The 22,524-nt window shown below is 72.3% G+C and carries 21 protein-coding genes and 1 pseudogene; 11 read left to right on the top strand and 11 right to left on the bottom strand.

All coding sequences use genetic code 11. The features are described from left to right. Window positions 1–5: 5 nt before the first annotated feature. Entirely contained in the window at window positions 6–1,682 is a 1,677-nt protein-coding gene (locus tag ACFW3L_RS00500; protein WP_378734734.1) for an MFS transporter, read from the bottom strand. 194 nt (window positions 1,683–1,876) lie between these two features. Here ACFW3L_RS00500 and ACFW3L_RS00495 point away from each other — a divergent pair, with 194 nt between their 5' ends. After that, window positions 1,877–2,428, top strand: coding sequence for a TetR/AcrR family transcriptional regulator (locus ACFW3L_RS00495; protein WP_378734732.1), 552 nt, complete (start codon window positions 1,877–1,879; stop codon window positions 2,426–2,428). Here ACFW3L_RS00495 and ACFW3L_RS00490 read toward each other — a convergent pair. Beyond that, window positions 2,415–2,948: a GNAT family N-acetyltransferase gene (locus ACFW3L_RS00490; RefSeq protein ID WP_378734730.1), complete on the bottom strand. Its 534-nt coding sequence runs from the start codon at window positions 2,946–2,948 to the stop codon at window positions 2,415–2,417. The genes ACFW3L_RS00495 and ACFW3L_RS00490 overlap by 14 nt on opposite strands. Before the next feature lie 486 nt (window positions 2,949–3,434). Here ACFW3L_RS00490 and manA point away from each other — a divergent pair, with 486 nt between their 5' ends. Beyond that, a complete protein-coding gene (gene manA / locus ACFW3L_RS00485; RefSeq protein WP_378734728.1) occupies window positions 3,435–4,631 on the top strand; it encodes a mannose-6-phosphate isomerase, class I in 1,197 nt (398 codons plus the stop codon). Between the two features lie 222 nt (window positions 4,632–4,853). After that, entirely contained in the window at window positions 4,854–5,234 is a 381-nt protein-coding gene (locus ACFW3L_RS00480) for an FKBP-type peptidyl-prolyl cis-trans isomerase (protein ID WP_378734726.1), read from the top strand. Between the two features lie 113 nt (window positions 5,235–5,347). Here the strand turns inward: ACFW3L_RS00480 and ACFW3L_RS00475 are convergent, their stop codons facing one another. Further along, window positions 5,348–6,523, bottom strand: coding sequence for an acyl-CoA dehydrogenase family protein (locus ACFW3L_RS00475; RefSeq protein ID WP_378734724.1), 1,176 nt, complete (start codon window positions 6,521–6,523; stop codon window positions 5,348–5,350). 190 nt (window positions 6,524–6,713) lie between these two features. Between ACFW3L_RS00475 and ACFW3L_RS00470 the strand changes: the two genes are divergently transcribed. Beyond that, a complete protein-coding gene (locus tag ACFW3L_RS00470; protein ID WP_378734722.1) occupies window positions 6,714–7,355 on the top strand; it encodes a TetR/AcrR family transcriptional regulator in 642 nt (213 codons plus the stop codon). Window positions 7,356–7,385: 30 nt separating this feature from the next. Here the strand turns inward: ACFW3L_RS00470 and ACFW3L_RS00465 are convergent, their stop codons facing one another. The 4 genes from ACFW3L_RS00465 to ACFW3L_RS00450 all read right to left on the bottom strand — a co-directional run bounded on the left by ACFW3L_RS00465 (window position 7,386) and on the right by ACFW3L_RS00450 (window position 11,776). Beyond that, window positions 7,386–7,964 (bottom strand): TetR/AcrR family transcriptional regulator, encoded by a 579-nt coding sequence (locus ACFW3L_RS00465; protein ID WP_378734720.1) that lies wholly within the window; start codon window positions 7,962–7,964, stop codon window positions 7,386–7,388. Between the two features lie 176 nt (window positions 7,965–8,140). Beyond that, entirely contained in the window at window positions 8,141–9,103 is a 963-nt protein-coding gene (locus ACFW3L_RS00460; RefSeq protein ID WP_378734718.1) for an SDR family NAD(P)-dependent oxidoreductase, read from the bottom strand. Between the two features lie 253 nt (window positions 9,104–9,356). Further along, window positions 9,357–11,015, bottom strand: coding sequence for a hypothetical protein (locus ACFW3L_RS00455; RefSeq protein ID WP_378734716.1), 1,659 nt, complete (start codon window positions 11,013–11,015; stop codon window positions 9,357–9,359). Beyond that, window positions 11,000–11,776, bottom strand: a complete 777-nt coding sequence (locus ACFW3L_RS00450; protein ID WP_378734714.1) for an ABC transporter ATP-binding protein — start codon at window positions 11,774–11,776, stop codon at window positions 11,000–11,002. The genes ACFW3L_RS00455 and ACFW3L_RS00450 overlap by 16 nt, the downstream gene beginning before the upstream one ends. Before the next feature lie 168 nt (window positions 11,777–11,944). Between ACFW3L_RS00450 and ACFW3L_RS00445 the strand changes: the two genes are divergently transcribed. Beyond that, window positions 11,945–13,183, top strand: a complete 1,239-nt coding sequence (locus tag ACFW3L_RS00445; protein WP_378734712.1) for a sensor histidine kinase — start codon at window positions 11,945–11,947, stop codon at window positions 13,181–13,183. After that, window positions 13,183–13,896 (top strand): response regulator, encoded by a 714-nt coding sequence (locus ACFW3L_RS00440; protein WP_378734710.1) that lies wholly within the window; start codon window positions 13,183–13,185, stop codon window positions 13,894–13,896. The genes ACFW3L_RS00445 and ACFW3L_RS00440 overlap by 1 nt, the downstream gene beginning before the upstream one ends. Before the next feature lie 48 nt (window positions 13,897–13,944). Here the strand turns inward: ACFW3L_RS00440 and ACFW3L_RS00435 are convergent, their stop codons facing one another. After that, the gene (locus ACFW3L_RS00435) at window positions 13,945–14,520 is read right to left on the bottom strand and encodes a TetR/AcrR family transcriptional regulator (RefSeq protein WP_378734707.1); all 576 of its coding nucleotides are present in this window, start codon (window positions 14,518–14,520) and stop codon (window positions 13,945–13,947) included. Between the two features lie 101 nt (window positions 14,521–14,621). Here ACFW3L_RS00435 and ACFW3L_RS00430 point away from each other — a divergent pair, with 101 nt between their 5' ends. Next, on the top strand, window positions 14,622–16,094 hold the full coding sequence (locus tag ACFW3L_RS00430) for an FAD-dependent monooxygenase (protein WP_378734705.1): 1,473 nt from the start codon (window positions 14,622–14,624) through the stop codon (window positions 16,092–16,094). Between the two features lie 3 nt (window positions 16,095–16,097). On the opposite strand, the gene ACFW3L_RS00425 is transcribed toward ACFW3L_RS00430, so the two are convergent. Continuing rightward, window positions 16,098–17,489 carry an MATE family efflux transporter gene (locus ACFW3L_RS00425; protein ID WP_378734703.1) on the bottom strand — a complete coding sequence of 464 codons (1,392 nt, stop codon included), beginning with the start codon at window positions 17,487–17,489 and terminating at the stop codon, window positions 16,098–16,100. A 95-nt stretch (window positions 17,490–17,584) separates the two neighbouring features. Between ACFW3L_RS00425 and ACFW3L_RS00420 the strand changes: the two genes are divergently transcribed. Next, window positions 17,585–18,031 carry a carboxymuconolactone decarboxylase family protein gene (locus tag ACFW3L_RS00420; protein ID WP_378734701.1) on the top strand — a complete coding sequence of 149 codons (447 nt, stop codon included), beginning with the start codon at window positions 17,585–17,587 and terminating at the stop codon, window positions 18,029–18,031. An 87-nt stretch (window positions 18,032–18,118) separates the two neighbouring features. On the opposite strand, the gene ACFW3L_RS00415 is transcribed toward ACFW3L_RS00420, so the two are convergent. Then, on the bottom strand, window positions 18,119–19,240 hold the full coding sequence (locus ACFW3L_RS00415; RefSeq protein ID WP_378734699.1) for a hypothetical protein: 1,122 nt from the start codon (window positions 19,238–19,240) through the stop codon (window positions 18,119–18,121). Between the two features lie 222 nt (window positions 19,241–19,462). Here ACFW3L_RS00415 and ACFW3L_RS00410 point away from each other — a divergent pair, with 222 nt between their 5' ends. Genes ACFW3L_RS00410 through ACFW3L_RS00400 form a run of 3 tightly spaced genes read left to right on the top strand, consistent with a single transcriptional unit; the run spans window position 19,463 to window position 22,152 of the window. Continuing rightward, window positions 19,463–20,296, top strand: a complete 834-nt coding sequence (locus tag ACFW3L_RS00410) for an ABC transporter permease (protein WP_378734697.1) — start codon at window positions 19,463–19,465, stop codon at window positions 20,294–20,296. Window positions 20,297–20,351: 55 nt separating this feature from the next. Next, on the top strand, window positions 20,352–21,389 hold the full coding sequence (locus tag ACFW3L_RS00405; RefSeq protein ID WP_378734694.1) for an ABC transporter substrate-binding protein: 1,038 nt from the start codon (window positions 20,352–20,354) through the stop codon (window positions 21,387–21,389). After that, window positions 21,373–22,152 carry an ABC transporter ATP-binding protein gene (locus tag ACFW3L_RS00400; protein ID WP_378734692.1) on the top strand — a complete coding sequence of 260 codons (780 nt, stop codon included), beginning with the start codon at window positions 21,373–21,375 and terminating at the stop codon, window positions 22,150–22,152. The genes ACFW3L_RS00405 and ACFW3L_RS00400 overlap by 17 nt, the downstream gene beginning before the upstream one ends. Before the next feature lie 57 nt (window positions 22,153–22,209). Here ACFW3L_RS00400 and ACFW3L_RS00395 read toward each other — a convergent pair. Further along, window positions 22,210–22,509 (bottom strand): annotated as a pseudogene (locus ACFW3L_RS00395) (hypothetical protein); the annotation flags it as partial. Window positions 22,510–22,524: the final 15 nt, after the last annotated feature.

Raw genomic sequence — 22,524 nt, 5'->3', positions numbered from 1 at the left:
GGTCGTTACCTCGCGGACTCGTTGGCCTCGACGACCTCGACGGCATGGTCGGACCCGGCGGTGACGGGGGCCTCGGAGGCCTCCCGCCGGTCCGTCCCGTGGTCCGGGGCGTCGACCGCCGGGTTGCCGTGGCCGCGCAGCAGGAACCAGGCCTGGGCCGCGGCGGCGAGCACGATCACCACGGCGATGGCCGAGGTCAGGTGCATGCCGTCGGTGAACGCCAGCCGGGCCGAGTCCATCAGCGCGTCACCGGCCGCCCCGCCCAGGTCGGAGGCGGTGTTGGCGGCACCGCCCAGGGTCTCCCGGGCGGCCTCGGTCGCGGATTCGGGCACCCCGTCCACCTCGGTGAGGTGGCCACGGTAGAACGCGGTCAGCACACTGCCCAGCACCGCGACGCCCAGGGCGCCACCCATCTCGTAGGCGGTCTCGGAGATCGCGGACGCGGCGCCCGCGCGCTTGGGCGGGGCGGCCGACATGATCGCGCCGTTGGTGAGCGTCTCCGCGAAGCCGGTGCCCAGCGAGATCAGCACGAAGGCCGTGACCACGAGCGCCACACCACGGGTCACGTCGTCGGCCGGGGTGAGCACCAGCGCGCCGAACCCGGCCGCCGTCACCAGCAGGGACACCCCGATCACGGTGGACAGGCTCAGGTGGCGCGCCACCCGAGCCGCGACCAGACCGGCGATGATCGACAGCAGCAGCCCCGGCACCAGCACGATCCCGGCGCGCATCGGTGAGATGCCGAGCACCAGCTGGAGGTACTGCGTGAGGAAGAACAACGACCCGACCAGGGAGAACACGATCATCAGGTTGGTGACCACCGCCACGCTGAACACGCGCGAACGGAACAGGTACACGTCGATCAGCGGGTCCTTGAGCGTGCGCTGTCGGCGCACGAACAGGTAGCCCAGGGTCAGACCGAACGCCAGCGAGAGGATCGGCAGCACGTCGAGGCCGCCGGTCGCGATCTTCTTGATGCCGAACACGATGGGCAGCATGGCGCCCAGCGACAGCACGACGCTCAGCAGGTCGATCCGGCCGGAGTCCGGGTTGCGGGACTCACGGACCAGCAGCGGCACCAGGATCAGGATCAGCGCCATCACGGGCAGGTTGATCAGGAAGACCGAACCCCAGAAGAAGTGCTCCAGGAGCCAGCCGCCCAGGATCGGGCCGAGCGCGGCGCCGCCGGAGAACCCGGACGCCCAGATCGCGATGGCGAGCAGGCGCTGGCGCGGGTCCAGGAAGATGTTGCGCAGCAGGGAGAGCGTCGAGGGCATCAGCGAGGCACCCGCGACGCCCAGCAGGGCGCGGGCGATGATCAGCGTCTCGGCGTTGGGCGCGAAGGCGGCCAGCAGGGACGCGGCGCCGAAGGCCGCGGAACCGATCATGAGCAGGCGTCGTCGCCCGATCCGGTCACCGAGCGAACCCATGGTGATCAGCAGTCCGGCCAGGATGAAGCCGTAGATGTCGATGATCCACAGCAGCTGTCCGGAGCTGGGGCGCAGCGCCTCGCTCAGGGCCGGGACCGCGAAGCCGAGCACGGTCATGTCGACCGAGATCAGCACCACGGGCAGGACCAGGACGGCGAGTGCGGCCCACTCGCGCGGGCCCGCGAGCGCGGGTGGGGACGTGTTGCCCCCGTGCGTGTGGGTGGCGCCGTTTCCGGCCTTGGCGGAACTCATCTTTCCCTCGTCATCGCTTGTGGGTTGCGCGCCTCTCGGAGTGAGGGCGCGGGCCCGGTGGGGAGTCGGTGCCGACCGGGCTGTGCGGACGGGAAGTCTGGTCGACCGGGGTGCGGCACGGTGGTGCGGGCACGATCCGGGACTCTTCAACCGTCCAGCCGGTACAGTACCGTCCAGCCGGTACAGTGTCAATCGTGAGTACATCGAACACGCGGGATCGCATCCTCGACGCCTTACAGGACATCCTGATCGCCGAAGGTTATTCCTCGGTGACCCTGGAGGCGGTCGCACGCGCCGCCGAAGTGTCCAAGGGCGGGCTGCTCTACCACTTCCCCTCCAAGTCGGCCATGATGGTCGGCCTCATGGAGCGCGTCCGCGCGCTGGCGGAGGAGGAGTTCCGCGAGGCGGTCGAGAGCGACGAGGGCGTGGTCCGCTACTTCCTGCGCACGTCGCTGCCGCAGACCACGGTGGAGGGCGAGCTGTACTGGGCGGTCATCGCGGCCCTGCGCAGCAAGGAGGACATCCCCCCGGAGGCGGGCGTCCTCGTGAAGGAGCTGTTCACCCGCTGGGGTGAGCTCCTGCACGCCGAACTCACGGACCCGGTGCTGGCCGAGACCATCCGCCTCGCCGGGGACGGCATGTACATGTCCTCGATCGCCGGGCTGGGGAGCCCCGACCCGGAGCTGACCCAGCAGGTGATCGACCGCCTGGTCGAGGCCTCGGACCGGGTGCTCAGGGACCGTTGAGCCCCGCCGTTGGCCCGTGGGGTCCCAGGCGGTCCTCGAAGACCTGGACCTCCTTGTCCCCGACGGGCGCGCGCACGGTAGGGGTGAACCCCTGTCGCTCGTAGTAGCGGATGAGTGAGCCGTCGCCGCCCGACCAGCAGTCCACCCGGACCAGGGAGATCCCGCGTTCGCGGGCCTGGCTCCGGGCGTGGTCGAGGAGCTGGCCGCCGACGTCGCGACCGGCGAACCGCCGGTCGGTCAGGAGCAGGCGCACGTAGACCTCCCGTTCGTCGACGGGTGGCGTGTAGTCGAGGGCGGTCTCGCTGATGACCAGGGCCCCTGCCGTGGCCCCGTTGATCTCGGCGATCCAGAGGCCGTCCGAGGCGAGCCCGCGGACCCTCTCGACCCTCTCGGGGATCTCCGACCAGGGGCGGGTGCCCCACTGGTCGGCGGAGCCGCGCTCCGTGAGCCAGACGACGGCCTCGTCGAAGAGCCGCAGGAGTTCGTCGGTGTCGTCCGTGCCGCCTCGACGCAGTCGCATGGGGCTGGCTCCTTGGTGCTTGGTGTTCCCGGGGTCGGGGCACCCTACTGGTCGGGGCCCTCGCGCGGCATCCGGTTTTCCGGGTTCCCGACCGGCCGTCGGGCTCGCGGGGCCGACGCCGGTGGGAGCGGCGAGGATCACCGGAGTTCCGGGGACCCGCTGGGTGTCGGGCCCGTGGGAAGCGGGCCTCATCGTCATGCGGATGGCATCATGAGTCACCCTGGAGGGCACCGTCAGTTGTCTCTGGAAGGTGACAGTGTGGTGCTGTTCACGTGTCCTCGAACGTGGTTTACTTCCCAGTAACTTCGTTGCCGTCACCGGGCGCCGGGTTCCACGGGTGCCTGCCCAACTGGCGAGGTGAAGTGTGCACTACCGCGAGATGTGGGGCGTGCCGTGTCGACCGGGAGGCTTCTCTTGGCAAGACTGTTCACACCTCACCGGAGCGTCCACGGGGTGAGAACACGCCGACGGGAAAGCGGGGAGCTGATGCACAGGCTCACCAACAGGGTACGACCGTACGCCTGGGGAGCACGCGCTGCCATTCCTCGTCTGCTGGGCACCGACCCCGACGGCACCCCCCAGGCCGAGCTCTGGCTGGGCGCGCACCACGGCGCCCCCAGCACCGCGCACTGCGACGACGGGGACAGACCCCTCCCCGAGCTCATCTCCGAGGACCCGCACCGCGTTCTCGGCCACCGGACCGCCGAACGCTTCGGCGCCCGCCTGCCCTACCTCCTGAAGTTCCTCGCGGCCGAGGCCCCGCTCTCGCTCCAGGTCCACCCCGACGCCGAACGGGCCCGTTCCGGCTTCGAGGCCGAGGAGCGCGCGGGGATCCCGCTCGACGCCCCCCACCGCAACTACCGCGACCCCCACCACAAGCCGGAGCTCCTCCTCGCGCTGGAGCCGTTCGAGGCCCTGTGCGGGTTCCGTGAACCCGCCGCCACCGTGGCCGACCTCATCGGGCTCGACAACGACCTGGCCACCGAGCTCCGGGAGGACCTGTCCCACGCCGATACCCAGTCGGCGCTCCGTGCCGCCCTCACCCGTCTGTTGACCCTCCCTGCGCCGGACCGGTGCCGGATGATCGAGGAGTTCGTCCGGGAGTGGTCGGGCGGCGGACGCGGCCCCCACGCGGAGATCGTCACCGACCTGGCCACCCGCTATCCCGGTGATCCGGGCGCGGTCGCCGCGCTGCTGCTCAACAGGGTCACGCTCTGGCCCGGGCAGGCGCTCTTCCTCCCGGCGGGCAACATGCACGCCTACCTCCAGGGAACCGCGGTGGAGGTGATGGCCAGCTCCGACAACGTGCTCCGGGCCGGTCTGACCGCCAAGCACGTGGACGCCCCCGAGCTCCTCGACGTGGTGGACTTCTCGGTCCTGCCCATCCCGTACGCCCAGCCGGGCTTCCTGGACGGCCGTCGGGAGTTCCGCCCGGCCGCTCCGGAGTTCGCGCTCCACGAGATCGGCCCGGGGCGGATCACCGCTCACCTGCCGGGCGACGGACCCACGGTGGTCCTGGCGCTGCACGGGACCGTGGACCTGGTCGCCGAGGTCGGTGAGGGGGTCACCCTCGGCCGGGGGGAGTCCGTGTTCGTCCAGGCCGACAGCGGCCCGATCAAGGTGGAGGGGCACGGACACGTCGTCGCCGCCACCGTCGGGGACCACGGGCGCACACGGGTGTGACCTCGGGTCCTCCCGAGTGCGGGGCCCGAAATCCCCTGGCGCGCGGGACGAGGGCCAAGCATGCTGGCGTTCATGACATCCTCGGGACCGGCCTCGAATCTCCGGATTCCCGGATCGTGGACCCCGACCTCCGCCCCCTTTGGCGCACTCTGTCCGGGCCATCGGTCACCACCGATAGCCTGGGCCCCTCTGTTCACGTCTTCAACCGAGGGGGACCCCACCATGGCGCTTGAGCGTCCCGAGATCGACTTCATCGAGGGCCCGCCGCCCGCGGACCTCCAGGTCACCGACCTCACCGTCGGCGAGGGCGACCAGGCCGGGCACGGCAACACCGTCAGCCTGCAGTACGTCGGCGTCTCGCACTCCACCGGCGAGGAGTTCGACGCCAGCTGGAACCGCGGCGAGCCCCTCACCTTCAAGCTGGGCGCCCGCCAGGTCATCCCCGGCTGGGACCAGGGCGTCCTGGGCATGCGCGTGGGCGGCCGCCGTCAGCTGGTCATCCCGCCGCACCTGGCCTACGGGGACCGCGGCGCCGGCGCCCTCATCAAGCCGGGGGAGACCCTGGTGTTCGTCGTCGACCTGGTCGACGTCAAGGGCAAGTAGGACCGTTCGTCCCGCCGCCCGGGCCGGGGTACGACCAGCCGGGCGGCGGGCGCACGCTTCGGGGTCCGCGCCGCGCTCCCACACGCGGTACGGACCCCTTCGCGTCCCCACCGCTACCTGAGCGTCGCGCCCACCTTCACATGGCCCTTGAGCAGGTCCCGGGCGATGGTGCGGCGCTGGATCTCGTCGGTGCCCTCGAAGATGCGCAGGAGCCGCAGGTCGCGGTAGAAGCGCTCGACGGGCAGCTCCCGGGTGTAGCCCATGCCGCCGTGGATCTGCATGACGCGGTCGACGATCTCGTTGGCCTTCACACCGCCGAACAGCTTCGCGATCGACTGCGCGTGCCGTGAGTCCAGCCCCTGAGCGACCTGCCAGGCCGCGTGGAGCACCAGCAGCCGCAGCGCCTCGATCTCGGTCTGGGAGTCGGCGATCATCCACTGGATGGCCTGCCGGTCGGCGATGGGAGCGCCGAAGGTCTCCCGCGTCCTGGCGTACTCGATGCCCATGTCGAGCAGGCGCTCGCAGCCGCCCAGCGCGCGGGCGGGCAGCAGGTAGCGGCCGCGTCCGATCCACTTCATGGCGAGGGCGAAGCCCCGGCCCTCCTCCCCGAGGACGTTCTCGTGGGGGACGCGCACGTCCTGGAAGACCAGGGAGGCGGGGCGGCGCTCGCCCATGGTGTCGATGGGCTCGGAGGTCCAGCCCATGTCACGGTCGACGAGGAAGCAGGTCACACCGCCGTCGGCGCCCCTCTCGGGGTCGGTGACGGCGAAGACCAGGGCGAAGTCGGCCTCCTCGCCGCCGGTGATGAAGGTCTTCTCGCCGTTGATCACCCACTCGTCGCCGTCACGGACCGCCCGTGTGCGGATGGCCTTGGCGTCGGACCCCGCTCCGGGTTCGGTGATGGCGAAGCAGGAACGGCGCTCGCCCTCGATCGTCGGGACCAGGTACGTGCGCTTCTGCTCCTCGTTGGCGTGGAAGAGGATGTTGTCGGCCTCGCCGCCGAACTTGAAGGTGAGGAAGGTCCGGCCGAGTTCAATCTCGATGAGGGCCTCGGTGACGGCGTCGAGGCCCATGCCGCCGTACTCCTCGGGGGTGGAGACGCCCCAGAAGTCGGACCCGCGGGCGAGCGCGCGCAGCCGGGTTCGCTCCTCGTGGTTCAGGCCGGGCGGGTGGCCCTCGCGTTCTCGGCGCAGCACGTCGTTCTCCAGCGGCATCAGCTCCCGCTCGACGAAGGTCCGCACCCAGCTCTGGATGGCGCGCTGTTCTTCGCTCAGTGAGAAATCGATCACGGCTGCTCCCAGATAACCTAACGGTGTTCGGTTATGTGAGGGTACGCCGTGCCCGTCAACGCACGCAAGGGGTCGGGACGTGGCCGGGACCGTCGCGTCCGACGGGAGGCGGGGCGTCGCCGTGCGATGATCAGCGCTGACGCCGGACGGCCCGGCGCGGAGGAGAACAGCGCGGAAGGGGAGCCCCGCCGTGGCCAGACCCAAGACACCGATCCTGAGCAAACCGGCCATCCGGACGGCCGCGCTCACGCTCATCGACCGGGACGGACTGGAGCAGCTGTCCATGCGCAAGCTCGCCCAGGAGCTCGCCGTCCAGGCCGCCTCGCTGTACAGCCACTACCGGACCAAGGAGGAACTCCTCAGCGAGGTCGCGGAGGAGGCCACCACACACATCGACGTGTCCGCCTTCGGTGGCGGCGACTGGCGCGAGGGCCTGGCCGTGTGGGCCCGTTCCTACCGCGCGGCGCTCGCCCAGCACCCCAACCTGCTCCCGGTGATCGCCGCCGGGCCGGGCCGCCGTGAGGAGGCGCTGCGCAGGGCCGACGCCGTCCACGGCGGGCTCGTGGGCGCGGGCTGGCCGCCCCGCTACGCGACGATGATCGGCGCCTCCACCAAGTACCTGGTGGTGGGCGCGGCGACACACTCCTTCGCGGGCGGATTCGACGACGACGTGTGGGTCTACCAGGACCGCTACCCGAACCTGTCCCAGGCCCACCGGCTGGCCGAGGTCGCCGCCGAGATCGACGAGGACAGCTTCGAACTGGCGTTGACCGCCTTCCTCGACGGTCTGGTCCCGGTCTACGAGAGGGTCCGAGCCCGGCCCGGAGCGTGAGCCCCGGTCAGCCGCGGGCCGGCCCTGGGATCAACGGGGTGTCGCGGTGGAGTCGATCCACTCGCACAGCAGGTCCAGTCCGGCCTCGGCGCGGCCCAGGTCGCCGGTGGTGAGGTAGTCGGCCTCCAGTCCGGCGAATGAGGCGTTGAGCAGGGTGGCGAGGCTGAGGGCACGGTCCGGCGACGAACCGCGCAGGGTCAGGCAGGAGGCCACGAACTCCGCCCGTCCGCGCAGGAACCCGGCGCTGGACGCGGGCAGGCGCCCTGCCGAGGCCAGCCCCTCGATCTCCCTGATCAGCCGGGTCATGGGGAGTTCCGGGCCGAGGTTGCGCCGCCAGGAGGCGCGGACGATGTCGGAGACCGGGACGGCCGCGTCCTCCCACCCCTTGGTGGCCAGCAGCGACTGGTGCTGGCGTTCGTCCAGCCGGGCCAGGACCGCTGAGAGCAGGTCCTCGCGGTCGGCGAAGTGGTGGGTGAGCACGCGGGTGCTCTGCCCCAGACCCTGGGCGAGTCCGCGCAGCGTGAACCCGCTGATCCCGGTGTCCGCGAGCTGTTCGATCACGGCGTCCAGGACCTCGCGTCTCCTTGCGGGGTCGGCCTTCCGAGCCATCTGTACCTCCTGCTGGTCCTCGCGGTCCCAACTCTGGCACAGGCGCCGGGTGGCCGACACGGCGTGCGGGGCGCCCCGTCGCACGGAGCGCCCCGGGCGGTTCGGACGGGTGCGGGCTTCGGAGAGTACTGATCCGGGAGCCGGACGCGAGCCGGAACGCACCGGCTCGGGTGGGCTCAGGCTCGGGCGAAGGCGTTCACGCCGGTGAGCTCGGCCGACCACGCCCACAGCCGCTCGGCCTGCTCCGGGTCCCGGGCGTGTGCGGCCACCCCGCCCTCACCCTGAGTGGGATCGGCCGACTCCGGGAGCTCCGCGATGTCGCAGTTCTCGCAGTACAGCCCGCCCAGGCCCGCGAGCCGGGGGGAGGTGGCCGCCCACACCTGGGTGGCGGCGCCCTGCTCGGGGGACTTGAAGGTGGGGTCGATGACGTCGCCCTGCTCGTTGATCCACCCCTGGTCGACCCTCTCCTGTGTGGTGAGGTGCCGCTGGAGCGGGGTGAGGATCGCCCCCGGATGCAGGGAGAAGGACCGCACCCCGTGCTCGCGACCGAGCCGGTCCAGGTGCGCGGCGAAGAGGACGTTGGCGGTCTTGGACTGCCCGTAGGCCAGCCAGCGGTCGTAGCCCTCCGCGAACCACGGGTCCTGCCAGCGGATACCGGAGGCGTGGTGTGCGCCAGAGGAGACCGCGACCACCCGGGCGCCGTCGTCGAGCCGGGGCCACAGGTGGTTGACCAGGGCGAAGTGGCCCAGGTGGTTGACGGCGAACTGGGCCTCCCAACCGGGGCCCACCTCGGTGTGCGGGCAGGCCATGATCCCGGCGCTGGTGATCACCAGGTCGACGCGGTCGTACGGGAAGGAGTCGGCGAAGCCGCGCACACTGTCGAGGTCGGCCAGGTCCAGCGCGGCCGTCTCGGATCCCGGGATCCCGGACAGCGCCTGCTCGGCCCGTGCGGGCCTGCGGGCCGGGACCACCACGCGGGCGCCCGCCGCCGCGAGGGCCCGTGTGGTCTCCAGGCCGATGCCCGAGTAGCCGCCGGTCACCAGGGCGACCCGCCCGGTGAGGTCGACGCCGTCGAGGACGTCCGTCGCGGTGCTGCGCATACCGAAGCCGGAGCCGATCCTGCTCTGTTTCGTGGTCATGCGGCTCACGCTAGGACCTGGAGCGCGCACCAGGTCAAGCTCCAGGAGCGACGCGTCGGTCGCTCGGGCCCGGCGTCGGGCGCGGAAACCGGGGTGGGGCCCGCGGCGCGGAGGGAGTCTCGACGGGGGTACGCCGGTGGTGGCCCGAGGCCGCCACCGGCGCCGCTCTTCCGTGTGTGTCCCGTGAGCGCTCGGGTCCACCGGAGGTCTCCGTCGCCCGTCGCTCCCCGCCCTTGGGACGGAGGGGGAACGGTCAGGAGCCGGTGGGTTTGGTGTCCACGTTGGTGGACAGCGCCCCGCGCTCCAGCTGGTCCAACAGCCCCCCGCCGGAACGGGGCACGGCCTGGGCCGCCACGTCCTTGCCGTACCGGATGCGGGTGAAGGTCTCCGGCAGCCGCTTCTCCAGACGGAGGTGGGCGGTTCGGCCCAGCAGCCAGGCGGCCAGGGACCCGTTGGCCAGGGCCACCGGAACGGCCAGCCAGGGCACGCCCTGGACACCGGCCCACACGAGGGCCCCGATCGTGGGGGACGACAACACCGGCATGGCGAACAGGGTGATCCACACCTGGAGCTGGTTGTCGCCCGCGTCGTTGGCGTCCACGCGCAGGTGCGGGTCCACACCCGGGGTGACGGCCACCACCGACAACAGGATCGACAGTCCGGCGGCCACCCCCAGGAACACCACCAGGCTCGACACCACGTACGGGACCGCCCAACCGGCCCCGGAGGCGACCACGGCCAGCACGCTCAGCACGACCGTGGACGGGCCCGCGAGCAGGGCGAACGCGATCTGTCTGCCCCGCACGTCGGCGCGGAGCGTGTCGCGCCCCTGGCCGACCACGGTCAGCCACAGGGCGGTGCCGTCGTGCCCGTACATGTTGGCGCCGCCCATGCCGATGACCAGCAGGGCCATCACCCCGGCGAAGGGCGCGACCTCCGGGAGCTGGCCGATCAGTCCGATCACGCCGATGATCAGGCCCGTCCACAGGGCGGCACGCAGTTCCAGGCCGCGCCACGGGTCCCGCCACCACTGGCGCAGCTCCTTGCCGACCACCGCGCCCAGGGGGGTGTCCGGCAGGAGGGAACGACCGCCGAGCAGCACCCGTGAACCCAGTGGCCGCGACCGTCTCCGCACACCGCGGGGGGCCACGCTCGGAGCCAACAGCCGCACGGTGACCAGAACCGTCACCAGGGTGAGCGCGCCGAGCGCCCCCAGCCAGCCGAAGGCGGCGCCCCACGAACCCGCCGCGGCCGCGTCCACCGCCAGCACCGGCCAGGAGGTGGGCACCGCGGACACCACGGTCAGGACCGTGCCCTGGAGCCCCTCCCGGGACAGGCTCGACACGGCCGAGAACGCCGGTTGGACCGCCATCCACCCGAAGAAGAGCCCGGCCACGATCAGGCCCCACTGCAGGGAGGCGATCTCCATCCCGATCCGGCTGTGCATGGCCACGCCCAACGCGCGGAACACCAGGCGTGACAGCGACACCATGAACACCAGCAGCGCCATCATGCCGAGCAGCCCCAGGAACAGCGTGGCCGGATCCGAGGCCCACGCGTGCCACGCGACCGTCGCCGTGGCCACGAGGGTGAGCAGGGGGCCCAGACCGACGAACGCCGTCACCAGCAGCCCGGCACCCACCCGGTCCCGGTCCAGCGGAAGCAGGGTGAAGTACTGCGCCCGCAGCACCCCCACCCCGTTGGTGATGGTGGGGCCGAGCACCCAGCCGCTCGCCCAGACCGCCAGGGCCAGCATGAGCAGGCCCGACCGGACCTGGTCGGAGGAGGCCGCGACCGCCAGGTACCAGGTCAGCCCGACCCCCAGGGCGATCATCACCAAGGAGAAGAACCGTGTGCCGACGGAGCCGTGCCGCCCCAGAGTGAACTTGAGGCGGATCAGGAGTTCAACCACGCCAGGTCCCCCTCTCCGACCTCGCGCGCGCCGACCAGACGGACGAAGGTGTCCTCCAGAGTGGCGTCCGCCCCCCGGACCTCGACGAGTGCGCCGTCCGCCAGCACCCGTCCCTCGGCGATGATCGCCACCCGGTCGGTGAGCTGCTCCACCAGGGCCATCACGTGGCTGGAGATCACCACGGTGCCGCCGCCGTCGGTGAACCGGCGCAGGATCGCGGTCAGCACCCGGGCCGACACCGGGTCCACCGCCTCGTACGGCTCGTCCAGGACCAGCACCTCCGGGGCGTGCAGCAGCGCCGTGGCCAGACCGATCTTCTTGCGCATCCCGGTGGAGTACTCCGCGACCAGCACGCCGTCGCGCTCCGCGCCGTCCAGTTCGAGGACCTGGAGGAGTTCCCCGGCACGGGTCCGGGTGACGTCGCGGTCCAGACCGCGCAGCCGTCCCCAGTAGTCGAGGAGTTCGCCCCCGGTGAGCCGCTCCGGCAGGGAGAGGCCGTCGGGGAGCACACCCAGACGGCTCTTGGCCTCGATCGGGTCCCGCCACACGTCCACGCCGAGGACCCGGGCGGTGCCGGAGTCCGGGCGGAGCAGCCCCACCGCCATCGACAGCGAGGTGGTCTTCCCCGCGCCGTTGGGACCGACCAGACCCATCGTGGCGCCGCGCGGCACAGCCAGGCTCACGCGGTCGGCGGCGCGCGTCCCGTTGAAGTCCTTGGTGAGTCCGTCCAGCTCGAGTGCTGGTGTGTCAGGGCTAGTCATGGTCCCCATACTCCGGGAGCACCGCCCGGACCGCATCGGCCGACCGGACACGACGGCTGGCCGGGTGACCAGGACGGCCAGCCGTCACCTGGCCTGGTGATCGAGGCGCCGGACGGCCGGGGCGCTCTAGGCTGGAATCCAGGCCGGACGTGACGGGGGGAGGGACACATGGAGACGCGTCGCCGAGACCGCCGCGACCTCGTGGTGGACGTCCTCCTCGTGGTGTTCGCGGTCGTCTTCGGGCTCCTGGGCTACGCCTCCTACGCCACGGACCTGCATCCGACCGACCGCGTGCCCGCCTGGGTCCTCTGGCTCGACCTGGCCTGCCTCCCGCCCGCCTGCGCCGCGCTCTGGTGGCGTCGATCCCACCCGCTGGCCGTGGCCCTGGTCGTCGTCCTGCTCGCCTCGTTCTCCACCTCGGTGATCGGCGCGCTGACCGTCTCCATCATCGGCCTGGCCGTCTACCGGCCCCTGCCGCAGGCGGCGCTGGGGGCCTTCCTGGCCGTGGTCCTCGGTCTGCCCTGGGCCGTGCTGGTGCCCGGATCCACCGGCGACTCCGTCCTCACCGCGATCGGCATCCTCGTGCTGATGAGCGCCTACCTGGCGTGGGGAGCGGCCATCCGCTCCCGCAGGCGACTGGTCGAGCGGCTGCGGGAGGACGTGCGGCGCGAACGCGAACTGCGGGAGGAACGGCTGGCCGCCGCTCGGGTGGACGAGCGCCGCAGGATCGCGCGCGAGATGCACGACGTGGTCGCCCACCGCATGTCCCTGCTGTCCGTGCACGCCGGGGCGCTGGCCTACCGGACCGAGCGGGCGGAGTCCGGCGAGGCCGCGCCGCTCAGGGCGTCGGAGGTGGGGACGGCGGTCCGGGTGATCCGCGACAACGCGCACCGCGTGCTGGACGAACTCAGCGAGATCCTCACGGTGCTGCGTTCGGGTGATCTCTCCGGGGAGGACGAGGAGACCCGCCAACCCCGGCTCGCGGACGTGACACGGCTGGTGACGGAGGCGGTCGACGCGGGGGAGAAGGTCTCCTACACCTCGGACCTGCCCGAAGGGGCCGAGCCGCGCCAACAGGTGCGGCGCACCGCCTACAGGGTGGTTCAGGAGGGGCTGACCAACACCCGGAAGCACGCGCCGGGCGCGAAGGTGGCGGTCACGGTGACCGGTTCCCCCGGCCGTGAACTCGTGATCGTGGTCAGCAACGTGCTGCCGATCGGCAGGGCCGCCAGCGAGATCCCCGGAGCAGGGGCGGGGCTGGCGGGTCTGGCCGAGCGCGTGCACCTGGACGGAGGGCGTCTGAGGCACGGCCCCTCCCGGGGGCGGTTCCAGCTGACCGCCGTGCTGCCCTGGCCGGTCGACCAGCCCGCCGGTGCCGCCGGGGAACACGGCCGAGAGGTGCGATAGTGGAGGACGTGAACACTCCGGTCCGGGTCCTGCTCGTGGACGACGACGCCCTGGTACGCGCCGGTCTGCGCCTGATGCTCTCCGGAGGCGGAGACATCGAGGTCGTGGGCGAGGCCGACGACGGCTCCCAGGTGGCGGCCGCCGTGGCCGAGCACCGCCCGGACGTGGTCCTCATGGACGTGCGTATGCCGGAGGTCGACGGCATCGCCGCCACCGCGCGGCTGAGATCGGGGCCGGTCCGGGGAGCGGGCCCGGCTCCGGGGCCGCAGGTACTCGTGCTCACCACCTTCGACGCCGACACCACCGTGGTGCGGGCCCTGCGCGCGGGAGCCGCCGGGTACCTGCTCAAGCACACCGACCCGGCGCGGATCGTCGAGGCGGTGCGCCGTGCCGCCCTGGGCGAACCGGTGCTGTCGCCGAGCGTGGCCCGCGCGCTGATGGACCGCGTGGCCGGGGCCGACCCCGTGGAGCGTACTGAGGTGCCCACCCGCCGCGACCGCGCCCGTGCCCGGTTGGCCCTGCTCACCGCACGGGAGCGGGACGTGGCCGAGGCGGTGACCGAGGGGCTGTCCAACACGGAGATCGCTGATCGGCTCCACATGTCCATGGGCACGGTCAAGGCGCACGTGTCCAGCGCGTTGACCAAGCTGGACCTGTCGGGTCGGATCCAGCTGGCCCTGCTCACGCACGACGCCCGCGACCCGGAGGACTGAGGCACGGTCCTCCGGGCCCGTTCGGTCAGGGGCCCGTCCGGCCGGGGGTCAGGCCGCGGCGGCGGTGGCCATGGCGGCGGCGAGCGCGTCGCACTCCTGCTCCTCGGGGAGCGGCTGCCCGGCGGCGAGGCGGGCCATGAGCATCCCGGAGAGCAGGTCGGTCACCAGGCGGGCTCGGCCGGTCCCGGAGAGCTCGCCCCGCTCCACCGCACGCTCCAGGAGCGCGGTGACCAGCTCCAGACGCCGGTCGAGCAGGGTGCGGATGATGACCGCCCCCGCCTGTTCCCGGAGCGCGGCCACGAGGGCGTGCCGGGCCAGGGCCTGCGTGGCGGGCTCCGCGAACACGCCGTGGACGGCGCGCACGGCGAGCGTCAGGTCGCCGAGGAGCGTACCCGTGTCGGGGACCTCGATCCGGTCGATGGTGATCTGCTCGGCGGCGGCCAGGATCAGTTCCTGCTTGGTGGCGTAGCGGCGGAACACGCTGGTGCGCCCCACCCCGGCGTGCCGGGCGACCTCGTCGAAGGTCAGGTCGAAGCCGCGCTCCGGGAGCAGTTCCGCCGTGGCCCTCCGGATGGCCTCGTCCACGGCGGGGTCGGGGCGACGGCCACCTCGTCCCTTGCGCATTCCCTCTCCCGAGCTCTTGACAGTGGTTGGGGTACTCGTAGTATCGGTACTAAGAGTTCCGGTATTGAGAGTACCGTTGAATCGCCGTAAGGAGAAGCGGCATGAGCGTCATCGTCGTCGGAGCCGGACCCACCGGCCTCATACTCGCGGGGGACCTCGCGGAGGCCGGGACGGACGTCACCCTCCTGGAGAAGCGCGCCGAGGAGTCCAACCTGACCCGCGCCTTCGCCCTGCACGCCCGCACCCTCGAACTCTTCGACATGCGCGGGATCGCGGACGAGATCGTCGACCAGGGCTTCGAGGTCTCGCGTGTCCGCGTCACCATGGGCGGTCGGGAGGTGGCGCTGGACCTGCGCCACCCGGAGAGCCGGTTCAGGTACGTGCTCACCGTCGCCCAGGCGCGCACCGAGGCGCTCCTCCAACGCCGCGCCGAACGCCTCGGGGTCCGGATCAGGAGGGGCGCCGAGGTCGTCGGTCTCGACCAGGACGAGGACGGGGTCACGCTCACCGTCCGCTCCCGGACCGGCTCGCACACCGAGCGCGCCGCCTACGTGGTGGGCACGGACGGGGCGCACAGCGCCGTCCGCTCGCTGCTCGGGGTGGGGTTCAGCGGACGCAGCTACGACACGCACATCCTGCTGGCCGACGTCCGCCCGGAACGGGAACTGCCCCCAGCGATCAATCCCTACGTCGGCCCGGACGGGCTCGCGCTGCTGCCGCCCTACGGGGACGGCTGGTACCGGGCCATCGTCTGGGACCGGAGCCTTGAGGACGTGCCACTGGACCAGCCCGTCAGCAGGGAGGAGCTCAACGACTCCCTGGGGCGGATCACCGACGGAGAGGTCAGCGTCGCGGAGATGAGCTGGTCCACGCGCTTCCTCAGCGAACGCCGTCAGGCGGACCACTACCGGGTCGGACGGGTCCTGCTCGCCGGGGACGCGGCGCACGTGCACTCCCCGATGGGTGCCATGGGGATGAACACCGGTATCCAGGACGCCGCCAACCTGGCCTGGAAGCTGGTCGCGCAGGAGCGGGGGTGGGCGCCCGACTGGCTGCTCGACACCTACGAGGACGAACGCCATCCGGTGGGCCGCCAGACCCTGCGCGTCACCGACTTCATCCAGCGTATGGCGGTGGCCCCCGGGCTGGTCCGCGCGATCCGTCCCCACGTGGTCCCCCGCCTGGTCCGGGTCGGCCGGGTGTCCGCTGCGATGCGCCGACTGGTCTCCGGTCTCAGCGTGCGCTACCGCCGGCCGGAGCAGGTGATGGACTCCGCCTCGGTGGGGCGGCGTGTGGACGACCTCCCGCTGGTGCACGAGGGGGAGACCACGCGGCTGTACGAGCTGGTGGACCCGACCCGGTTCACCCTGTTGGACACCACCAGGGTGGGAGCCTCGGCCGAGGCCGCGAGGCCCTGGGCCGACCGGGTGCGCGCCCTGCGGGTCGTCGGAGACCTGCCCGAGGGGGCGGACGCACTCCTCGTCCGCCCCGACGGCCACGTCGCCTGGAGCGCCGAACGGCCCTGCGCCGAGCAGGTCCGCGCGGCCCTCACCGCGTGGACCGGTACCGCCTGAGCGTCAGGCGGGGGCCTCCGGATCCGGCGCCACGCGGCGCGACATCCGTAGGAACGAGAACCACTGCGCCGCCACCAGGAACGCCGTGGCGCCCGCGTTGGCGCCCCACAGGGCGGTCAGACCACCGTGCTCCACGAGCGGCACCGAGGCCAGCACCAGCGTGCCGTAACCGAGGGCGAACGCGTACATGGCGGGCCGGGTGTCCTTGAGCCCCAGCAGTCCCGAGTTGGGCGCCGACTGGAGGGCGTCGAAGGCACCCACCAGACACAGCAGCGGAACGAGTGCGACCACCCCGGCGTGTACCCCGGGATCGTCGGTGAACAGCCAGACCAGCGGCCCCGCCGCCCACCAGAGCAGTGCCCCGCTGACCAGCATCACCGGGAGCGACACCAGGTAGCTCGCCAGGACCGTGCGCACCACCAGGGCCCGGTCGCGGGCCCCGGCCGCCCGCACGGTGAACGGGACGGTGGCCTGGCCCACGCCGACGAAGGAGATGAAGGCCATTCCCACGAGCACCACGGCGACCTGGTGGACGGCGGCCTCCTCGGGGCCGATCCGGGCGACCACCACGGCCAGGACACTCAGTGACCCGGATTTGATCAGCAGGGTGGAACCCGTGGGGAGTCCGACCCTCGCCATCCGGCTGATCCCCGCCCACCGGGGCGCGCCGAACCCGATCGGGTGCCCCCGCAGGATCGTCCCGCGCCTGACCACCGCGAAGTTCAGGCCCACGGTGACCACGTTCATCGCGAGCATGGAGGCCCCCGCGCCGAACAGCCCCAGGGCCGGGAGGGGCCCCGGTCCGAGGACCAGGGTCGGGGTCGCCACCAGCGAGAAGGCCACGGAGACCAGGGAGAGCGCCAGCACCGCCCTGGTGTGCCCCAACCCGACCAGCAGCACGGTGGTCGCGTTCTTGACCGCCGCCAGCACCACGTATCCGGCCATGAGCAGCGGGTAGAGGCCCAGCACGGCCACGGTGGGTTCGGCCACCCCGACCAGCCGCGCGCCCACGGGGACGGCGAGGATCAGCAGTCCGCCCACGATCCCCAGGAACAGGCTGAGCCACAGGCTGTCCCGGAGCACCGGGGCCAGGGCCCGGGGGTCGTCCTCGTTCTCGGTGAAGAAGGGCATGGAGCCCCGCAGGGTGCCGTGCACGACCATGATCATCGGGTTGAACACGGCGATCACCAGCGCGTACGCGGCCAGCTCCACGGTCCCGGTGTTGCCCAGGACCGCCGCGGTGACCGCGCTCCCGATGAGGGTGGACAGCATGGAGAGGTAGAGCGGGAGAGCCTTGCCCGCGATCCGCCGGGCGATCGGCCCCGCGCGCTGGGGAGGGTCCGCCGGAGTGGAGGGGGGCTCCGGAACACGGGTCCGGTCGGTGCGTGCTGACATGCGTGGGGAGGACTCCTCCGGGGGTTGGGCGTCGACGGCGGCGAGGTCGTAGCATCTGGCTTGACAGCGTGTCCGATGACGAGGGGACGGTTCTCATGGCCGAAAAGCGCGTGGTGTGGGCGAAGAAGCTGCCGGAGGTCTACAAGAAGCTCGACGAGATCGACCTGGTCATCGCGGACCATCTGGACGTCAAGCTGCTCGAACTGATCAAACTCCGGGCCTCCGTCCTCAACGGCTGTGCGTTCTGCGTGGACCTTCATACCCAGAAGGCGCTCAAGGAGGGCGAGTCCCAGCAGCGGCTCTTCCTCGTTTCCACCTGGTACGAGGCCGGTGAGCGGTTCACCGAGCGCGAGCGTGCGGCCCTCGCCCTCACCGACGAGATGACCGAACTCGGCGGCACCGGGGTCTCCGACGAGGCCTACGAGTCCGCCGCCGAGTTCTTCGACGAGACCGAGCTCGCCGCGCTGATGTCCGCCATCGCCATGATCAACCTCTACAACCGGCTCGCGGTCACCAGCCAGCTGCACCCCAAGGAGCGTTAGGGTTCCGCGCGCCCCCGCCGGGCCACACCTCCGGCGGGGACGCGGCGCGACGGGGGCGGGGGCGTCACCGCGCGGGAAGCCGTACGGTCACAGGGCCTCCTTCGGCGCGGGGCAGTGCTCGGCGCCGAACTCCAGGGCGTCCAGGGTCAGATCGACCACGGCCGACCGGTGCTCCTCCAGGGCAGCGACGTCGACCAGGGCGCGCAGGGCACCCGGTACCAGCGTGGCCAGCGCGCCCTCCACCGTCGCCTGGGTCCGTCTGTCGCGCAGCCCGCCGACCACCCCGGGCCACCGGCCCTCCAGCACCGCGCCGTTGGCCACCGCCGTGCGCCAGACCGCGCCCAGGTGGGGCTCCGGTACCAGCCGCCGCACCGGGCCCCGCCCCGCACCGGCCGCCAGGGCCGCCTCCGTCCGTTCCTCGTCGACTCCCCAGGCGGCCAGCGCGCGGGCCAGCGGCACGTGGGACTCGGGCACGTCGTGCTGGAGATCGATGAGAGAGGTCTCCCCGTTGGTCCAGTTCAGGTGGGGGAGCAGGCGCGGCGGCTCCAGGACCGAGGTCACGGCATCGGCCACGGGCTCGGCGGCGAAGCACACCGAACGGCGTGCCCCCTGCTCCGAGTTCCCGACCAGGCTGGGCAGCTCCTCGTGTTCCACCGGGGTGGGCACCGCCACCAGCGCACGGGTCCCGGTACGTCGGACGAAGCGGAGCACCGCCCGGTCGTCGGGTTCCCCGTCCCCACCCTCGTCGGCCAGGAACCGGGCCAGCGCCACGGAGAGCGCGGAGGGCAGCGCCAACGCCACGGTGGGCACGTAGGGGTTGACCACCGGAACCACCCCGGCCCCGGTGAACACCGCCCATCGGGCCAGGGCCGCCGTGCGCGACCCCCACTCGACGAAGAACGAGACGGCGGCCTCCGGGTGGGCGGCCAGGGTGTGTTCCACGGTTCCCGCGAAGCCCTCGGCCAGTCGGACGTCGTCCTGGAGGACCAGGTGGTGGGTGGTGTCGTCGTGCCGCGCGGCGGCCCCGAAGGCGACCCGGGCGCTGCGGAGCGCGGTGGGCGGGCCGTCCGGCTCGGGATCCGGGGCCAGACCGGTGAGGGGCAGACCGGTGCGCCGGGCGACCCCTCTCGCGGACTCGGCGCGGGAGGGGTGGGTCATCACGGCGGCGGACACGTGAACGCGGGGGTGGGGGGTGCGCATGCCCTCCATCCTAGGTTCCGGGGGCGGGAGAACCCGGTGGTCCACAGGACCTTCCGGCGGGCGGAGACTCCCCGGATCCAAACTTCTAATTTCCTACCTGTATAGTTTGGTTTGTTCGTCGATCCCTCCTCGAAAGACGCCACACATGTGCCCCCACCGGCCCTCCTCTCCGGCCCGCGTACCTCGCGCCACCCGTCCCCGCGCGTTGCGGGGGCTCCCGGGGCTCCCCGGATGAGCGTCCTCGCGCCGGACCGCCCGTCAGCCGAGGCCCCAGCGCCGGAGAGCGGCGGGATCGCACCGGCGGTGCGGTCGTTCGGGCTCCGGGCGCTCTCCGTGGGCGGATTCCTGCTGGTGTGGTGGGCCGTCGCCCGGGCCGAGGTCTGGCCGCCGGTCATCCTGCCCGGGCCGGGAGCGGTCTGGGACCAGGCCGTGGCCACCAGCACCCAGGGCTACAGCGGTCACACCCTCCAGGAACACCTGGGGGTCAGCCTGCGCCGCATCCTCGTGGGCAGCGTCCTCGGGACGGTCGGCGGAGTGCTGCTCGGGCTGGTCATCGGGCTGGTCCCGGTGGCCCGCGCCGTGCTCGGCCCCTTCGTCACGTTCGTCCGCACCCTGCCGCCGCTGGCCTACCTCAGCCTGCTCGTCATCTGGTTCGGTATCGGGGAGGAGCCCAAGATCTGGCTCCTCGTCATCGCCTCGCTGCCCCCGGTCGCCGTGGCCACCGCCGACGCCGTGCGCGGCGTGGCACCGGACCACCTGAACGCCGCACGGTCGCTGGGCGCGCGCCCCTGGCACCTTCCCGTCTGGATCGTCCTGCCGCACTCGTTGCCGGAGATCATGACCGGAGTCCGCATCGCCGTGGGCGTCGCCTACACCTCGGTGGTGGCCGCCGAGACCGTCAACGGCGTCCCCGGGATCGGCGGGATGATCCGCGAGGCCCAGCGCTACAACCAGACCGACGTCGTCATCCTCGGTCTGATCGTCATCGGCCTGTCCGGCCTCCTCCTCGACTGGCTCCTCCAGACCCTGGACCGCACCGTCGCGCCGTGGCGGGGCAGGGAATGAGACCGCCACGAGCCACCGGTCCCCGAACGTCCCCCGCACCCCCGACGGAGCACCCATGACCCCGAGACACACCGTGCGCGCCGCCTCGGCCGGAGCGGCCCTGGCCCTGATCCTCTCCGGCTGCTCCGGTACCCCCGAGGACCCGGCCGACGGGGTCCCCGGTCAGCTGCGCATCGGCTACCAGTCGATCCCCAACGGCGACCTCGTGGTCAAGCACCACGCCTGGCTGGAGGAGGCCCTGCCCGACACCGAGATCGTCTGGAACCGGTTCGACTCCGGCGGCGACGTCAACACCGCCTTCCTGGCCGGGGAGCTCGACATCGCCCTGGCGGGCAGCGCCCCCGTCACCCGGGGCCTGTCCCAGCCGCTCGGTATCGACTACCAGGTGCCGTGGATCCACGACGTCATCGGTGACAACGAGGCCCTGGCCGTGACCGAGGGCATCGACGAGGTCGCCGACCTGGCGGGACGCACCGTCGCGGTGCCCTTCGCCAGCACCACGCACTACCACCTGATCGCCGCCCTGGACGAGGCCGGACTGGGCACCGACGACGTCCAACTCCTCGACCTCGAACCCCCGGACATCCAGGCGGCCTGGCAGCGCGGGGACCTCGACGCGGCCTTCGTCTGGTACCCGGTCCTCGGCCAGCTCTACGAACAGGGCGCCAGCCCCCTGGTGACCAGCGGCGAACTGGCGGAACGGGGCAACGTCACCGCCGACCTGGCGGTGGTCTCCACCGGATTCGCCGAGGACCACCCCGACGCCCTGGCCACGTGGGTCGAGCAGCAGGACCGCGCGGTCTCCCTCCTCAGGGAGGACCGGGAGGAGGCCCTGGCGGCCATCGCGGCCGAGCTCAACCTGGAACCGGAGGAGGCGGCCGAGCAGGTCGACCAACTGGTCTTCCTGAGCGCGGAGGAACAGGCCTCCGGCGACTACCTGGGGACCGCCGACGCCCCCGGTGCCCTGGCCGAGCACCTGAGGCTCACCGCCGAGTTCCTGGCGGAGCAGGGCGAGATCGACGCCGCGCCCGACACCACGGCCTTCGAGAACGCGCTCGCCCCCGCTGGAGCCGAACATGCCGCACGCCCCTGAACCCGCCCTGGAACTGACCGGGGTGGGACACGACTACCGCAGGGACGGACGGCGGGGAGCCACCGTGCCCGCGTTGGACGGCATCGACCTGAGCCTGGACGCGGGGGAGCACCTCGTGGTGGTGGGCCCCTCCGGCTCCGGAAAGAGCACCCTGCTGCGGCTGGTCGCCGGGTTCCACCGCCCCACCCGGGGCACGGTCTCCGTCAACGGCCGTCCGGTCCGGGGCCCCGGACCGGACCGGGGCGTGGTCTTCCAGCGGCCCACGCTGTTCCCGTGGATGACCGTGCGGGGGAACGTCGAGTTCGGGCTCCGCATGGCGGGTCTGGCCAGGGCGGAGCGGCGGGCCCTCGCGGAACACCAGCTCGCCCTGGTGGGGCTGGCCGACGCCGCGCACCTGCGCACCTACGAGCTGTCCGGGGGCATGCGCCAGCGGGTGGCCATCGCCCGGGCCCTGGCCCCCGACCCGGGGATCGTGCTCATGGACGAGCCGTTCGGCGCACTGGACGCCCTGACCCGTGAGCGCATGCAGGAGGAGGTGCGCTCCCTGTGGCTCCTCACCGGCAAGACGCTGCTGTCCATCACCCACGACGTCGGGGAGGCGGTCCGCCTGGGCACGCGGATCGTGGTGCTGAGCGCGCGGCCGGGGCGGATCGTGCTCGACGAGGTGTCGGACCTGCCCAGGGCCGGGGAACCGGGTACGCACCCGGACTTCACGGCGACCCGGGACCGGATCGCGGACGCCGTACGTGCCGCGGCCCGCTGACACGGCCGTGCCCCCGCCCCGAACCCCTGGGGCGGGAGCGGTGGAAGGGGCCGTGGATCACCCGGTCGACTGCTGACGACCCTGTTCCGGGGACGAGGTCGGCCGGGGCGCGGCGTGCGGCCGTTCGTGGGCGGCGCGGTACCCGGCCCGGTAGCTGGCGTCCCGGGAACGCTCGGACTCCTCGTCGCCGACCGCGATCGGCCATCCGGCGGTCAGCCCGTAGATCACCAGGATGTCGATGGCGATGACCACCACCGACCACAGCGGCATCGCGATCAGGAACGCGAGCTGGGCGACGGCGTTCAGGGCCGCCAGGACGATGGAGAAGGCCCGCGCCCAGGTGCTGCCGGACAGGACCGGGCAAAGCCGGGG

The organism is Nocardiopsis sp. NPDC058789 (assembly GCF_042745575.1).
Taxonomy (GTDB): domain Bacteria; phylum Actinomycetota; class Actinomycetes; order Streptosporangiales; family Streptosporangiaceae; genus Nocardiopsis; species Nocardiopsis eucommiae.
Note: the sequence above shows the minus strand (reverse complement) of the source record. Positions and strands in the feature narration are given on the sequence as shown.

Bases quoted from the DNA above. Each gene is read 5' to 3' on its own strand.
- ACFW3L_RS00400 (WP_378734692.1), top strand. From the start codon at position 21,373: ATGCCGCACGCCCCTGAACCCGCCCTGGAACTGACCGGGGTGGGACAC.
- ACFW3L_RS00450 (WP_378734714.1), bottom strand. From the start codon at position 11,776: ATGACTAGCCCTGACACACCAGCACTCGAGCTGGACGGACTCACCAAG.
- ACFW3L_RS00425 (WP_378734703.1), bottom strand. From the start codon at position 17,489: ATGTCAGCACGCACCGACCGGACCCGTGTTCCGGAGCCCCCCTCCACT.
- ACFW3L_RS00410 (WP_378734697.1), top strand. From the start codon at position 19,463: ATGAGCGTCCTCGCGCCGGACCGCCCGTCAGCCGAGGCCCCAGCGCCG.
- ACFW3L_RS00445 (WP_378734712.1), top strand. From the start codon at position 11,945: ATGGAGACGCGTCGCCGAGACCGCCGCGACCTCGTGGTGGACGTCCTC.
- ACFW3L_RS00480 (WP_378734726.1), top strand. From the start codon at position 4,854: ATGGCGCTTGAGCGTCCCGAGATCGACTTCATCGAGGGCCCGCCGCCC.
- ACFW3L_RS00465 (WP_378734720.1), bottom strand. From the start codon at position 7,964: ATGGCTCGGAAGGCCGACCCCGCAAGGAGACGCGAGGTCCTGGACGCC.
- ACFW3L_RS00415 (WP_378734699.1), bottom strand. From the start codon at position 19,240: ATGGAGGGCATGCGCACCCCCCACCCCCGCGTTCACGTGTCCGCCGCC.
- ACFW3L_RS00405 (WP_378734694.1), top strand. From the start codon at position 20,352: ATGACCCCGAGACACACCGTGCGCGCCGCCTCGGCCGGAGCGGCCCTG.
- manA (WP_378734728.1), top strand. From the start codon at position 3,435: ATGCACAGGCTCACCAACAGGGTACGACCGTACGCCTGGGGAGCACGC.
- ACFW3L_RS00430 (WP_378734705.1), top strand. From the start codon at position 14,622: ATGAGCGTCATCGTCGTCGGAGCCGGACCCACCGGCCTCATACTCGCG.
- ACFW3L_RS00490 (WP_378734730.1), bottom strand. From the start codon at position 2,948: ATGCGACTGCGTCGAGGCGGCACGGACGACACCGACGAACTCCTGCGG.
- ACFW3L_RS00500 (WP_378734734.1), bottom strand. From the start codon at position 1,682: ATGAGTTCCGCCAAGGCCGGAAACGGCGCCACCCACACGCACGGGGGC.
- ACFW3L_RS00420 (WP_378734701.1), top strand. From the start codon at position 17,585: ATGGCCGAAAAGCGCGTGGTGTGGGCGAAGAAGCTGCCGGAGGTCTAC.
- ACFW3L_RS00460 (WP_378734718.1), bottom strand. From the start codon at position 9,103: ATGACCACGAAACAGAGCAGGATCGGCTCCGGCTTCGGTATGCGCAGC.
- ACFW3L_RS00435 (WP_378734707.1), bottom strand. From the start codon at position 14,520: ATGCGCAAGGGACGAGGTGGCCGTCGCCCCGACCCCGCCGTGGACGAG.